15 protein-coding genes are annotated in these 14,429 nt (G+C 41.5%); 9 read left to right on the top strand and 6 right to left on the bottom strand.

The genetic code is table 11. The annotated features are described in order from the left end of the window. Positions 1-621: 621 nt before the first annotated feature. Both H6G74_RS08770 and H6G74_RS08765 read right to left on the bottom strand, forming a co-directional pair. Positions 622-2,361 carry a helicase HerA domain-containing protein gene (locus H6G74_RS08770; protein WP_190967297.1) on the bottom strand — a complete coding sequence of 580 codons (1,740 nt, stop codon included), beginning with the start codon at positions 2,359-2,361 and terminating at the stop codon, positions 622-624. A 67-nt stretch (positions 2,362-2,428) separates the two neighbouring features. After that, positions 2,429-3,220 (bottom strand): glutathione S-transferase family protein, encoded by a 792-nt coding sequence (locus H6G74_RS08765; protein ID WP_190967296.1) that lies wholly within the window; start codon positions 3,218-3,220, stop codon positions 2,429-2,431. A 425-nt stretch (positions 3,221-3,645) separates the two neighbouring features. On the opposite strand from H6G74_RS08765, the gene H6G74_RS08760 reads away from it, so the two are divergent. Together H6G74_RS08760 and H6G74_RS08755 are read left to right on the top strand one after the other, a co-directional pair. After that, positions 3,646-4,488 (top strand): fasciclin domain-containing protein, encoded by an 843-nt coding sequence (locus tag H6G74_RS08760; protein ID WP_190967295.1) that lies wholly within the window; start codon positions 3,646-3,648, stop codon positions 4,486-4,488. A gap of 152 nt (positions 4,489-4,640) precedes the next feature. Further along, on the top strand, positions 4,641-4,817 hold the full coding sequence (locus H6G74_RS08755; RefSeq protein ID WP_190967294.1) for a hypothetical protein: 177 nt from the start codon (positions 4,641-4,643) through the stop codon (positions 4,815-4,817). Positions 4,818-4,950: 133 nt separating this feature from the next. Here H6G74_RS08755 and H6G74_RS08750 read toward each other — a convergent pair whose 3' ends face one another. From H6G74_RS08750 to H6G74_RS08735, 4 genes are all read right to left on the bottom strand, one after another. After that, positions 4,951-7,590, bottom strand: coding sequence for a GAF domain-containing protein (locus tag H6G74_RS08750; protein ID WP_190967293.1), 2,640 nt, complete (start codon positions 7,588-7,590; stop codon positions 4,951-4,953). 571 nt (positions 7,591-8,161) lie between these two features. Next, on the bottom strand, positions 8,162-8,449 hold the full coding sequence (locus tag H6G74_RS08745; protein WP_190967292.1) for a hypothetical protein: 288 nt from the start codon (positions 8,447-8,449) through the stop codon (positions 8,162-8,164). A gap of 67 nt (positions 8,450-8,516) precedes the next feature. Then, positions 8,517-9,641, bottom strand: a complete 1,125-nt coding sequence (bchI, locus tag H6G74_RS08740; protein WP_190967291.1) for a magnesium chelatase ATPase subunit I — start codon at positions 9,639-9,641, stop codon at positions 8,517-8,519. 123 nt (positions 9,642-9,764) lie between these two features. Beyond that, on the bottom strand, positions 9,765-9,965 hold the full coding sequence (locus tag H6G74_RS08735) for a hypothetical protein (RefSeq protein ID WP_199340942.1): 201 nt from the start codon (positions 9,963-9,965) through the stop codon (positions 9,765-9,767). 101 nt (positions 9,966-10,066) lie between these two features. Here H6G74_RS08735 and miaB point away from each other — a divergent pair, with 101 nt between their 5' ends. From miaB to H6G74_RS08695, 7 genes are all read left to right on the top strand, one after another. Beyond that, a complete protein-coding gene (gene miaB / locus H6G74_RS08730) occupies positions 10,067-11,431 on the top strand; it encodes a tRNA (N6-isopentenyl adenosine(37)-C2)-methylthiotransferase MiaB (protein ID WP_190967290.1) in 1,365 nt (454 codons plus the stop codon). A 39-nt stretch (positions 11,432-11,470) separates the two neighbouring features. Continuing rightward, a complete protein-coding gene (locus H6G74_RS31105) occupies positions 11,471-12,151 on the top strand; it encodes a DUF6883 domain-containing protein (RefSeq protein ID WP_242051186.1) in 681 nt (226 codons plus the stop codon). Between the two features lie 17 nt (positions 12,152-12,168). Continuing rightward, complete coding sequence (locus H6G74_RS08715) at positions 12,169-12,417, top strand: DUF4926 domain-containing protein (RefSeq protein WP_190967289.1); 249 nt, start codon at positions 12,169-12,171, stop codon at positions 12,415-12,417. Positions 12,418-12,433: 16 nt separating this feature from the next. Then, positions 12,434-12,610, top strand: coding sequence for a hypothetical protein (locus H6G74_RS08710; RefSeq protein ID WP_190967347.1), 177 nt, complete (start codon positions 12,434-12,436; stop codon positions 12,608-12,610). Between the two features lie 15 nt (positions 12,611-12,625). Beyond that, positions 12,626-12,973: a hypothetical protein gene (locus tag H6G74_RS08705; RefSeq protein WP_190967288.1), complete on the top strand. Its 348-nt coding sequence runs from the start codon at positions 12,626-12,628 to the stop codon at positions 12,971-12,973. Continuing rightward, entirely contained in the window at positions 12,970-13,365 is a 396-nt protein-coding gene (locus H6G74_RS08700; RefSeq protein WP_190967287.1) for an HNH endonuclease, read from the top strand. Before H6G74_RS08705 ends, H6G74_RS08700 begins: the two co-directional genes overlap by 4 nt. A 238-nt stretch (positions 13,366-13,603) precedes the next feature. Next, the gene (locus H6G74_RS08695; RefSeq protein ID WP_190967286.1) at positions 13,604-14,371 is read left to right on the top strand and encodes an RNA ligase family protein; all 768 of its coding nucleotides are present in this window, start codon (positions 13,604-13,606) and stop codon (positions 14,369-14,371) included. The last annotated feature ends 58 nt before the right edge of the window (positions 14,372-14,429 follow it).

The raw sequence follows: 14,429 nt of genomic DNA, 5'->3' as shown, positions 1-14,429 counted from the left end.
CTACTCCGTAAACACAATGAATCTTTAATAACTAAAAAAATTAATTAGGAAAGGCTATCTATAAAAACCGAACTCAGGTGGTTTCTAGGGATGGCTGATTTAGAAATTTGTTCCCTCTGCTCCTCTACTTACGGCTCCCTCGTTCTGGCTTCCATAACTAATGAACGGCTATATAAGAATAATTCAGTTCACTTACTTGAGATTCCAGAAGATGAGTGTTTGAGATAGGTTCCCCCTACCCTTCCTAAATTGTTAGGTCTTTTTAAAAGCACATTGGGTTGTTTTCAAGAATTCTTCTTTATCTTCAGTTGCGATCGGCTACTGGTAAATCCGAAGTCGTTATGAGTTTTACTTGCTTTTATCTTAGGACAAATCAGGCGGATAGTAAAGTAGTCTACAGAAGGAGAAAACTATAATCCAAAAGTAGTTAATTACAAAAAAATTTAAACTTCCTTAGAGTGCTTACTATACCTATACTGACGGCAAAATCCCCTCTCATGTTGCCTATCGTTAGGGAGAAAACCGAACTCTCTGGGCATATTTTTGGAGGGATGTTACGAATGGGTCATTGGTCATTGGTTCAGAATCATCTTGAGCAAAGGACAAATGACAAAGGACAATTTAAAATCCCAAATCAGCTTTAGCTAGTTCTGCTGCGGCGAATACTTCTGCGTCTGGCTTTTCCTCCCAAGCCGGATCGCCGATTTCGGCATAGAAAGTAGCATCGTAAGGACGAGTACGCACAACTACTGGCATGGGAACGGCATGACCTAAAATCAAGGCTTGTTGTTTGGAGTCTAATTTCGCCAGTACCGATCGCAGTCCACCTGCGCCAGATACACCCGTAAAAATGGCATCGATGTCTTTTTCGTCATTGAGTAAGGCTGTGATTCGAGTACCAATCTGGGACATAACTTCATTATCTATCCCTGACGGTCGTTGATCAACTACTAGCAACGTTACGAAATATTTTCGCAGTTCCCGCGCGATCGTGCCGAAGATAGTACTTTGGACAATGGCCGGGTCAAGAAAACGATGCGCTTCTTCAATGGTAATCATCAAAGGTGTGGGGCGATCGTTGGGGTTTTTGCTTTGCAAGAATTTATCAGCTTTGCGGACATAATGCTCATGTATACGTCTGGTGATCATATTTGTCACCAACATATAAGAGAGCATATTTGACTGGGAACCAAATTCTACCACGACATTCTTGCCAGCCTCTAGAGATTGTAAGATTTTATTAATGTAGTTTTGGGGGCAAACTGCCCGCATATACTTCAAACCGTCTAGGCGCAAGAGTTTGCGTTGCAAAGCCATAATCGAGCCTTTGTGTCCCCGCTTTTCTTCACAGAACATTTCGATTTCTTCGTTCGTCATGTTCAGCAGTTGCACAATCCAAGCTTTGTTGAATTCGCTATAGAGGATGTTGGCGTTATCTAATGCGGCTTCTGACAGTCCTAAATCGCGGCTACATAATTTAATATCTTCAACTTCGATTTGTTCATAACTGAGATATAGTTCTTGAGAATCGCGCACACCCCGCCGCTTGGTTGATTCAGGATCAAGGGTGTAAACTTCCACTTTCCCCGGAAATAATTGCTTTAACCCTTTAACAGTATTGACATTTTTACCTTCGGCGACGGCTTCCCAACCATATTCTGAGTGCATATCAAAAATCAAGTTTACCGCCGCGTTTTTGCGAATCACACCAGCCAACAGCAAGCGGGTGAGAAAGGATTTACCTGTACCAGATTTCCCAAAAACGCCGTTACTGCGTTCAACAAATCGATTTAAATCGATGCACACAGGTACATCCATATCTAATGGTTTACCAATGGCAAAATTCTTTCTTTGGATATCATCTTCCCAACCAAAGACGCGGCGAAAATCTTCTTCACTCGCGTCGAAAACCTGACTAAAGTGACTGGGAATAGTTTTGACTGGAAGTAATTCCATCGTTGTACTAGTTTGGGGTTGAAATGAAGCCAAACCCGTAGTTGATGGGACAAAAGGATTTGCAGATTTGCCGTTAGTGGAAGAAAAAGACTCATTAGATTCGGGGGTAAACATCAACATCGGCGCTAAGGCGATGGTTCCATAAGTACCGCTTCCGGCTAAGACATCTCGTAAAAAAGTATCTTCCCAACTGGGCGGATTAGCAATAATCCGGGCGTTAGCTGTGCCGAGGGATACATCTGTCAGCATACAGAAAAACCGCGATCGCATCCCTTGGACAACTAAAAACTTACCCACCCGCATATCTTCTACAGAAATATCCGGGTGTAGTCTTACTTCTAATCCACCAGTTAGTGAGCCTTGGATTACCGAACCTAATGGTTTTACCAATTTGTCATTTGTCATTGGTTAATGGTCATTGGTCATTGGTCATTTGTCATTTTCTCCCCACTCCCTACTCCCCACTCCCTAATTAATCAATTTGAATCGAAGTTGGTGCTGAACCTGCGGGAGAAGCGCCGATTAATGGCTTACGAAATTGAGCATAAAGGCGATCGCGCCATTCAAAGAATAATTGATAATCGGGGTTATTTGCTATGCTTGGCACGCCTTGACCTCTTAAACTAGCTGGTAAATCTAGATAAGCGCCTTCGGGAAACTTCAATAATATTGATAACCCAGCCACGGCTAAGTCAGCTAAAGTTGGTTCATCGCCTGTGAGATAAGGACTATCTGTCAATAATAAAGTTAGTGCTTCTAGGTCTTGTTTTAAATCAGCGATCGCCCCTTTCACCACATCTGGGCTATATCCTACACCCAAACCCAAGACAGTCAAAATATCGCTGGGTACGCCTTCAACTAAACTCCGGAATATGTCTGGTGTGGATGTGGGTAATAAGGATTTGCGAAAATTTTGATCCTGACTAATCGCAGCAAAAAGAGCTTTTCTACCTTTAATCCCGATTGATTCATCTGCCCATTCTTCAATTAATAAAGTTAAAGCTTTTTGCTTGGGATTTTGTGGTATGAGTGGGCGTTCTGGATATTTTGCGTCTACATACTTAGCTATTTCTGTAGAATCAACAATATATCGATTACCATCCTTTAATACTGGCACTTGCCTTTGACCAGTCAGCCGAAATAATTCTATTTGTCCAATACCTGGTGTGACCTCAATTTTCCGGTATTCTAAACCTTTGTAATCGAGAATTAACCTCACTTTTTCTGAGTATTGCGACAGTTCCCATTGGTATAATTCCAGCATATTATATCCCTGATTACTGAGTGAGAAAATAACTCTCTAATTTTATCTTCACTTCTCGAAAATTTGGCAAGTTAAAATAAAATCTATCCCGGAAATATGGCTATATGCGGTAATTTTGGCTAATAGATTTTGAGGTAATTTTAAATTATTCTGGTCAATATTTTTTGGAGTGAGCTATTTTTCTAAATTAGATAAGTTATTCTGTATCAGATCCCGACCTCTTATAGAAGTGAAATATCTCTAATTGTTCCTGAATGATTTGCAAATTTGCCACTTCTGCTATTAATATATTTATTTGCTCACAGTTTAATAGTACAAAAAATGAAATTTATCTTAAAAATCTTCCTTTTCAGGTTAGATTTTTTGGGTGGCAAAGTGATATAAGTCTTTATGTAAACTGTGATAAATCAAAACAAACAAAATTTATGAAGGGGAATTACAGCAAGTTATTGACGAATATAGCAAGTGTGGCAGGATTAGCAGGGATGAGTTTCCTTGTTACTTTACCATCACAAGCTAAAGAAGTACTAAACCCTAGCCCCAGCATTTTTAGCGAAGCTCCTTACAATCGCAGTCAACGGATACAGGCAAATGCTAGTTATACACCTGTTCAGCCTGCGATCGCCACAGATAAAAACAACACTCGTACCAGAACTGTAGTTGCTCAAAAAACCCCAAACAGAGGGCTAAATCCCCGCCCCAGCATTTTTGATGAGCCTCCTTATAACCGTGGTAGTCGGACTGAAGCAGCCCCCGTCACACCACCAGCAGCAACACCAGATCAACCTCCTGCAACAGAAGTACCAGCTACCGAAACACCAGCGCCAACTTCCACTAACGAAACTAGCGATTCTAAGAAAACCGTTGTAGCATTGGCGGAATCGAGCAATTCTTTTAAAACCCTGACCGCAGCTTTGAAAGCGGCTGGATTGATAGATACTTTACAAGGTGCAGGGCCTTTCACCATTTTTGCTCCAACCGATGCGGCCTTTGCTAAGTTACCCCAAGATGCTTTAAACGACTTGTTAAAGCCAGAAAACAAAGAAGTGCTGGTGAAGATATTAACTTACCACGTTGTACCAGGCAAAGTCTTGTCTTCTGATTTGAAGTCTGGTCAAGTTACCAGTCTGCAAGGAGATCCCATTGCAGTGAAAGTTGATGAAAATGGGGTAGTAGTCAATGATGGTAAAGTTACTCAGCCAGATATTCAAGGTAGTAATGGTGTAATTCATGCCATTGACAATGTGATTTTGCCACCTAGCTTGTAGTTTTTTCAGCGAGTTAAGACTGGGTATAAGGGTGTGAGGGTTTAGAAGTTATAAGTTTCCGCCTCACACCCTTATACATCAATACGGTTCAGTTAAAGTGATGAGAGTTGATTGCTCAATTTTTGATCTAAATATCAGACAATGAGTAAGATTTGGGGGATTCTCAACGCCACATGCTTCAAGTCGGCAAAGCCGACGACAGTCGCCTCAAGTCGGGAAACCCGCCCACGGCGCTGTCTCCCCAACGCAGTGGCTCCCCCAAGCCCCCGATTGGGGGACGCAACCGTCCCCCAAACCCCCTCCAAAATCATTCTTGCGTTTTTTGCTGAGTTATTAAGTATCCAGACAAAATTAATTACACACATTTTTTCTTTTTCCTGTTCCCTGTTCCCTATCACTACGAATGAATTTAATTTTGTCCAACTACTTATTTGTTGGTTTTCTTATCTGAACCGTATTGCCTTATACATTTTTTTCTGTCCATTCTTGAGCGATCGCAGTTAACTTAGTTAAATCCTTAGCTAAGTTAACTGTTTTTGTAGATGTCTGCTGAGAAGTAGTAGCAACTTCACGCAGAGATTGATTAACAAATGTAGCAATTTCTACTTGATTAATAGTAGTTTGCATTAGTTTTTGCAGTAGTAGATTTATTTGCTGACTTTTGGTGGTAATTTGGTTGAGTGCTGGGTGAAGAGATGCGATCGCTTCTTGCTCTCCTAAACCCATTAACCCTATCACTTCAGTATTAACCAAGTAAATTTCACTAAATATTTCTTGCACACAGCGCAAAATTTCTGGCATCCCACTAGCTAAGGCCTGAGTTTGCTGATTCGCATTGGTCACAGCATCCATCTGACTAATTACCTGACAAGAAAGAATATCCACCACAGTTTGCTGCTCTTGCAATAACTGACATACTTGGGCTTGCAATGCTCCTTGACGCAGATTTTGCTGTTGCAAAGCAGATTCTACAGATTGATATGCTTGCTCTACTTGCTCTAACAACCTTGCATGGTCAAGAGCAAATCCCACCTGCATCGCTAACTGAGCAAACAAATCAATTTCTGGCTGTTGCCAATCTCGCGGCGCAGCACATTGATGGGCAATTAATAAGCCAAATAATTGGTCATCTTTGAGTATCGGTGCAACTAAATTGGCTTTGACAGCAAAAGGCTCTAGTTGGCTAATGTGACAAGCACTCAAATCGGCTTTGTAAATATCATTAATTGCCTTGACTCGACCTGCTCTGTATTGCTCTACATAACCTTCAGCAAAACAAGGGTCTTTTATTTTGGCACGCAAGGCTTTCGGAAAACCGGGAACTACAGCTTCCGCAATCACTGTGCCGTACCAGTCCGCATCAAAACCATAAACCATTACCCGGTCTGTACTCATGGCTTTGCGAATTTCTTCAACAGTAGTTTTTAATACATCTTCTTCGTTGAGTGATTGACGGATTTTGCGAGTAATATCTACCATTAGCTGCGTGCGTACCCCTTCAGCATCGATGCGTTGGAGCAATCTGGCATGGTCAAGGGCAAATCCCACCTGCATCGCTAACTGTGTGACTAAATCAATCTCGGTTTGTTGCCATTCTCGCGGTGCAGCACAATGATGGGCAATCAATAAGCCGAATAACTTGTCATCTTTGAGTATGGGTGCAACTAAATTGGCTTTGACTGCAAAAGGTTCTAACTGGCTGATGTGACAAGCACTCAAACCTGCGTTGTCAATATCATTAATTGCCTGGACTCGACCTGTTCTGTACTGCTCTACATAACCTTCGGCAAAGCAAGGGTCTTTAATTTTGGCACGCAAGGCTTTCGGGAAACCAGGAACTACAGCTTCCGCAATCACTGTCCCGTACCAGTCGGCATCAAAACCATAAACCATTACTCGGTCTGTACTCAGGGCTTTACGAATTTCTTCAACGGTGGTTTTCAGTACATCTTCCTCATTCAGCGATTGCCGAATTTGGCGGGTAATATTAATTACTAAATGGGCTTGGTCGGCTCTTTTGTCTATTTGTTCTATCAGTCTGGTATGGTCAAGGGCAAATCCCAGTTGGGTAGCGACTTGAGCAAATAAATCGACTTCAGCCTGTTGCCAAAATCGCGGTGCAGAACATTGATGACCAATAAGCAAGCCAAATAGTTGATGATTTTTGAGGATGGGTGCAACTAAGTTGGCTTTAATGCCAAATCTTTCTAACAAACCAATGTGACAATCTGTCAGGTTAGCTTGGTAAATATTATTGATGGCGCGGACTCTTCCTTGACGGTACTGTTCGATGTATCTTTCCTGAAAGCAAGGATCGGTAACAGTCGCCCATAATATTTTGGGTAAACCAGGTGCGGCTGATTCTTCTAAAAATGTGCCATTCCAATTAGAATCAAAGTGAAAAATCACCACACGATCAATTCGCAAAGCTTTTCGCACTTCTTCCACTGTAGTTCTGAGCAAGTCTTCTTGGGAAAGTGCTTCCTGCATTCGACGAGTCAGGTTAATTAACAACTGAGAACGTTCGGTTTCCGTTTCTTGTTTAGAGAGTAAGGCGGGTAACTGGAGTTGTAGCTGGTTAATGTTGGCTTTGAGTGCAAATAATTCATCTTGTTCTGGAATATCAGTTTGTGTTTCTATTTCTGCTCGACGACTTAATCTATTGACTAAGACTGTGGAAATTTCCGCCGCCGATAGAACTGGTTTTGTGAGACGCTGAGAAAGCAAATATGCGATCGCACCTGATATGAGAGCAATTATCCCAGTTTTCCATAATAAAGATGTTTGATATTGCTGGAGTCTAGTTTCTGCTATAGCTAAATCTACGGAACTGGCTGAATTTGTTTGCTGAATTTGTTGTGTAATTGAATGGCTGCCAAGGTAGCTGGCTGCACCGATACCTAAAACTGGTAATATGCTGAGTGCGATCGCCCAACCAGTAACTTTCGATTTTAAACTCCAAGGCAACAGTGACTGAAGACGACCGTAAGAATTGGGACTGTTGACGCTATGACGATTAAAATTACTAACCCTGGTTAGAGTAGGGTCAACTTCGGTATTCACAATATTAATAATGGGTTTCTTGGTAGAACGCTGAGTCATGAATAAAATCTTTCCTCAATTGACTGGATTGCTACTGAGAGCAAGTTACAGGTAAGATAAAATACTTAAATACTGGTATAAATTAACAAAAATCAATAAGTATATAGAGCCGAATCTACGACTCTATTTGAAAAATCAAGATTACTGGAAGTAAAGATAATAATACTTTTGTCAAGCAAGAATTTTGCTAAATTTTTAAATATTTGCGCCAAATTTATCAGTTTAGTCAAGCAATTTGTTTAACACAGTTTTACAAATCATTGTTTAAATTGTACGCCTGATGTGAATTCTATTGGAGTTTGTTATGAAAAACTTCCAATCGAAGAAGCATCACATTTTTTAGAAGGGAGACAAGGAGGATAAAAGAGGTTTGGAGTAAGGCTGATGCGGAAAATGTATTGATACTTGTGGGGTGGGCATCTTGCCCGCCCTAGTTATGCAATTTAAATGTGTAATACCATTTCACGCAAAACTTGATACAGATGTAAACCCTAAAAGTTTTGCTGTATCTAAGTTTCTTAATTGCGAATTGCGAATTGCGAATTGTGAATTGGTATAACAGCTTAAAATTTTAGAGAAAATCAAAGAAACCGTAGAGGCTGATTAACAGTAATAATAAGGCGGTGAAGCGAGAAACTTGGGCTTCTGGTGAGGGTGCGATCGCTTCTCGGACTAACATAGATATAGCTGCTCCAATGGCATAACTCAAGCACAGGAGCATATAAGGTAATTCTTGGGTAAACCCCCAAATACCGAGCAGTAATAACGTCAGCACTAGCATGACAAACTCGATAAATCGGGCTGGTTCGTATTGACTAGACAAAAATACACTGTTGAAGCAAAAGCGCCAAAATCTCATACTCAATCAAGCAAATAAATTTCAGGGCGCGGTGCTACGCGCCCCTACTTTTTATTTTCGGGGAAAACTAGCGCACACCCGTTTTAATTTGTCCAGTGCCGTTTTTCTTTGCAGAATCTTCTTCTGGCAACTCTACACCAAAAACGCGAGCAAAAGCTTTTTCGACTTTGTAGCCAGAATCAATCGATTCTAGAGGATCTTTCCGCAATCTGTGACGCAGACACAAAGTAATCACGCGACGGATATCATCAAGGGTGACTTCGGTACGTCCTTCAAAGGCGGTTAATGCTTTGGCTGCACGGTTGGTAACAATATCACCCCGCAAGCCATCCACATCTAACTCTGAACAAACTTCGGAAATTTTCACCCGCAAATCATAGTCAATTTTGACTTCTGGTAACAGAGTTTGAGCATTGACTACTTTTTGTTGTAGGGCTTCTTGCTCAGTTTTATGCTGTGCCAAGAATGCTGGCGGGTTTTGGTCAAATTCCGAGCGTTGTTCGACAATTTGCACTCGCAGAGCTGGTTCTTTCACCGTGTGAATTTCGGCGTGCATTCCAAAACGGTCGAGTAACTGGGGACGTAATTCGCCTTCTTCCGGGTTTCCCGAACCGACAAGCACAAACCGCGCTGGGTGACGGATGGAAATACCTTCCCGTTCTACAGTGTTCCAGCCACTAGCAGCAGAGTCGAGTAATACGTCTACGAGGTGGTCATCTAGCAAGTTGACCTCATCCACGTAAAGAATGCCTCGGTTAGCTTTTGCCAACAGTCCTGGTTCAAAAGCTTTTACACCCTCAGACAAAGCTTTTTCGATGTCGATAGTACCGCATACCCGGTCTTCTGTAGCGCCCAAAGGCAGGTCTACCATTTGCACCTTTCTATGGTCTACAGGAACTTCCCCACCTTGTGCTACTGTTTGGCGGACTTCATCGCTCATCAAGTCGGGGTCGCTGGGGTGACTATTGAAGGGGTCATTAGCAACTACAGGGATTTCTGGCAACAAATCCGCTAACGCCCGGATAGTAGTTGTCTTGCCGGTACCGCGATCGCCCATAATCATGACACCACCGATTTTGGGATCAATCACGTTCAACAGCAGCGCCAGTTTCATTTCTTCCTGGCCCACAATTGCCGTAAATGGAAATACCACGCGACGCGCACTTGCCGTGGATTGAGCAGTTGGAGTCACTAAATTACCTTAATAATTTTTTTTATTACAGTTCTTTATTGTGCCACAGTTGGGGGCGGGGGGAATAGGGAATTGGGAGTGGGAATGGGAGACAAGGTAGACAAGGAGAGTCATACCGTTTCACTAGAAAACTCCCACATTAGCAGCTACAATAAATCTTCCGGAACCTGTGGGATGATTCCAACAGGTGTATAAAACTTCGGTTAACAAACGCTGTTGTTTTTCCGAGCGAAAGTTATCCACAGGGGTATCATCTTGAATAACGATGTGGCTGATGTCTGGTGCGGGAGCTAGGTTTTCTGATGATACAGCTTCTTGAACCATATAAAGCGATCGCCTCCTCCATCAGTTAGTCTTTTCTATACTTTAATAGAATAGAGATATAAACCAAGCATATTTAATCACGCTAATTAAGCACAATTCCCATGACCACTTCTAAACGCCGCTATCACATTACTACCTTCGGTTGCCAAATGAATAAAGCCGACTCAGAGCGCATGGCTGGCATTTTAGAAGACATGGGCTTTGAGTTTTCCGAAGATCCCAATAATGCAGATGTAATTCTCTACAATACCTGCACCATTCGAGACAACGCCGAACAAAAGGTATACTCTTACCTCGGCAGACAAGCCAAGCGCAAACACGAACAACCAGATTTAACTTTAGTCGTTGCTGGTTGCGTCGCTCAACAAGAAGGCGAAGCACTGCTACGTCGTGTCCCAGAATTAGATTTGGTTATGGGGCCACAACATGCCAACCGCCTGAAAGATTTGCTGGAATCAGTTTTTGGCGGTAATCAAGTTGTCGCCACTGAACCAGTGCATATTATGGAAGACATCACCCAACCGCGCCGGGATAGCAAAGTTACCGCCTGGGTGAATGTGATTTACGGTTGTAACGAACGCTGTACTTATTGCGTAGTTCCGAACGTGCGTGGTGTAGAACAGTCCCGCACCCCCGAAGCCATCCGCGCCGAAATGGAAGAATTAGGCAGACAAGGTTACAGAGAAGTAACTTTACTCGGTCAAAATATTGACGCTTACGGTAGAGATTTACCAGGAGTAACACCAGAAGGACGACATCTGCACACATTTACAGATTTGCTTTATTACGTTCATGATGTGCCGGGAGTTGAACGCTTAAGATTTGCTACCAGCCACCCCCGTTATTTCACGGAAAGATTAATCAAAGCTTGTGCAGAGTTACCCAAGGTATGCGAACACTTCCATATTCCGTTTCAGTCTGGGGATAACGATGTCTTAAAAGCGATGTCACGGGGTTACACCCAAGAAAAATATCGCCGCATCATTGATACAATTCGCAAGTATATGCCGGATGCGTCAATTAGTGCAGATGCAATTGTTGGTTTCCCTGGTGAGACAGAAGCACAGTTTGAGAATACCTTGAAATTGGTGGAAGATATTGGTTTTGACCAATTAAACACAGCCGCCTATTCTCCACGTCCCGGAACACCTGCGGCATTGTGGGAAAATCAACTGAGTGAAGAGGTGAAAAGCGATCGCCTACAAAGATTAAATCATTTAGTGAACGTTAAAGCAGCCGAGCGATCGCAGCGTTATTTTGGTCGCATCGAGGAAGTATTAGTCGAAGACCAAAACCCCAAAGATCCAACCCAAGTCATGGGACGCACAGGCGGAAATCGTCTGACATTTTTTACCGGCGATATTAATGAACTCAAAGGGCAATTGGTAAAAGTAAAAATCACCGAAGTTCGCGCTTTTAGCTTGACTGGTGAACCAATAGAAGTACGACAAGTGATATCAGTCTAATTTTGAATCTAGCAATTAACCTCAAAGATAAAACTGCTAATGTCTCTTGAGATACACAACTATATTTGGAGTGGAAAACGTCTAGTACAAATTGAAACTCAATCTCATCATATTGATGGCATACTTGATGTTATTCAAAATGTACGAAATAGTTCAAATTTAGACTGGGATGACATATATTCAGCCAATTATGAGTGTGAAGATGATAGTACAATTACCTTTTATGAAGGTGAGAGTGCAGAAGCTGGTAATCCAGGTGTATGGACTTATGTAGTTTATGACTGTAATGATTCACAAGAAGAGGTTATACGCAATCTCAGCATTGATGTTCTAGCTACGCTATTCAAAATAAAACAAGGAATCAAAGACAGAAAAACTAGCAAATTAAACACACTTCCAAACGCCGAAAATGCGGTAGTTGATATTCGCAAGCTTCGTGATTACTGCCTCAATACTGAACATAGTACAGGGAAACACAAAGCTAGACTATTTTCCTCAATTTTGAGTATAACGGCTGATGATGCTGAAGAGTTGCGTCAAATTATTCTAGAAGTTGTTAAAACTCATGAAGTCCAATTAGGACGATGTGATGAATTCGGACAGCGATATACTTTAGACTTTTCACTTGAATGGAAAGGTAGGAGCGCATTAATTCGTAGTGGCTGGATTATTGAGAATGAGTCTAATATTCCCAAGCTAACAACCTGTTATCCTCTTTAATATTATGAGGTAAAACCATGACCAACAATTCATTTCAGTTATTTGATGTAGTTGCCCTAACAGTTGACCTTCCAGAATACAGCCTGTGTCGAGGACAAGTTGGTACAGTAGTAGAAGTGTTGGCGGATGGTGCAGCATTTGAAGTTGAATTTAGTGATCGTGATGGACTTGTTTACGAATCTGTTGGTTTACGTCCAGAACAAATGATGGTGCTTTATTTTGAACGCTTATCTCCTGATCAAACCCCTGAAATGGCTTCAGTTTAAATAACATCATAAGATTATGAGTAGAATACCTTTTGAAAAATCCCATAATTCTGATGACGGACTTTTGGCTGAATACGAATTTGATTACCAAAAAGCCAAACCAAACCGTTTTGTAAAAGAAACTATTTCATCTCAAGCATGGGTTAGTAATTTGATTGATAACATTAATTTTCAAGATTCTAATCCAAACTAATCAGCCAACTGCTATATGCCAAAAATTACCCTAGAAGTATCAGAAGAATTATCTCAACAACTAGCACAAGTTGGCGATCGCTTACCGGAGTTACTGGCTTTAAGTTTGCAACAACCAGCAATACCCGCAGAAATTTATCGATATATTCTCGACTTTCTAGCCAGCAATCCCACAGCCGAACAAATTGCTCAATTTCAACCGACACCACAAATGCAAGAGCGATTACGTACTTTGGTAACACGCTCTAAGGCTGGGGAACTCACACCTGTGGAATTAAAAGAACTAGATGAGTACGAGAAGATTGAGCATTTGATGGTCATGATTAAAACGGGTAATTTAGCTTATTTAGACAGTCCATCGTGAGTTTAAGCTATATTCCAGTTGCGCTGCGTCGTTTAGTCGAAGAACGAGCTAATCACAAGTGTGAGTATTGCTTGCTACCGACTAAAGTAGCGTTATTCCCCCATGAAATTGACCATATTATTGCTGAAAAGCATGGTGGTAAAACAGATGTAGAAAACTTAGCACTTACTTGCTGGCGTTGTAATCGTCACAAAGGTACTGATTTAGGCTCTTTTGATCCACAAACAGGTGTTTTCAGTTTTTTATTTAATCCTCGTACTCAACAGTGGTCTGAACATTTCAGTTTTTCAGAACTAACTAATATGGGATTGACGGATGTAGGACGTACTACTGTTCATTTATTGCAAATAAATAACGAAGAAAGAATTGCAGAAAGACAGAGATTACCATAATTAGCTGATGTTATAAAGCGATCGCAAGTAATTCCCCCACCATTAATCAACGCTTCATTTATTCCAGTATTTCACAAGCGATCGCTCGACACTCATCAAATCACCCAGGCGCACCAACATTACTAACTAACATGGATGGGGCAAACTCCGAGAAATTATCGCTTATCCTATTGTTGACGTTAAGTGCGATCGCCTAACCAATATATTACAATTGTATTTTACATAATACAATTATTCTATGAGTGACGATTTTTCATTACGGAGTTGTGACCTCGATAAACTCAACTCTATGACTAAATATCCCAGCATTCCCACTTATCACGCACTGGGAGACAAAGGCGCATTGTTGGAAGAAACCATCATTTTTGATGGTGAAGTAATTTTGACGGAAAAAGTCGATGGCACAAACTCGCGGATAATTTTGCTACCTGATGGGAACTTTGTTTTAGGCAGTCGAGAAGAGCTTTTATTTGCCAAAGGGGACTTGATTGGTAATCCTGCACTGGGAATAGTCAACTCACTCAAAGATGTTGCTAATTCTTTACCGCCATCTCAGCATTGTATCACTGTGGTTTATCTGGAATTTTACGGTGGTAAGATTACCTCTGCGAGTAAACAATATACTGCCGAACAAAGAGTAGGCTGGCGGCTATTTGATATTGCTGTTCTCAGAGAGATTGATACATTATTTGCCAAGTCTACCAAGCAACTGTCGGCGTGGCGAGACAATGGGGGGCAACTGTTTTTAGATGAAGAACAACTGAACACAACAGCGAAAGATTACAGACTTGAACTCACACCAAGACTGGCAAAAGTTACAGCTTTACCAACTAGCATCAAAGAAACTCACGAGTTTCTCTTAGGAATTTTACCGAAAACAAATGTAGCCTTAGATGCAGGTGCAAAGGGTAGAGCCGAGGGTATTGTAGCAAGAACTATTTCGCGGAGTGCGATCGCTAAGTTACGTTTTGAAGATTACGAACGCCATACCAAACGCCGCAATTGATGGAAATAATATACTAAAAACAAACTCCACACCTGACTAAAATGACTGCTTCACCCTC

It is taken from the genome of Nostoc spongiaeforme FACHB-130 (assembly GCF_014698475.1).
Classification (GTDB): Bacteria; Cyanobacteriota; Cyanobacteriia; order Cyanobacteriales; family Nostocaceae; genus Nostoc_B; species Nostoc_B spongiaeforme.
The sequence above is the reverse complement of the archived record's forward strand: the minus strand, read 5'-3'. Positions and strand labels throughout refer to the sequence as shown.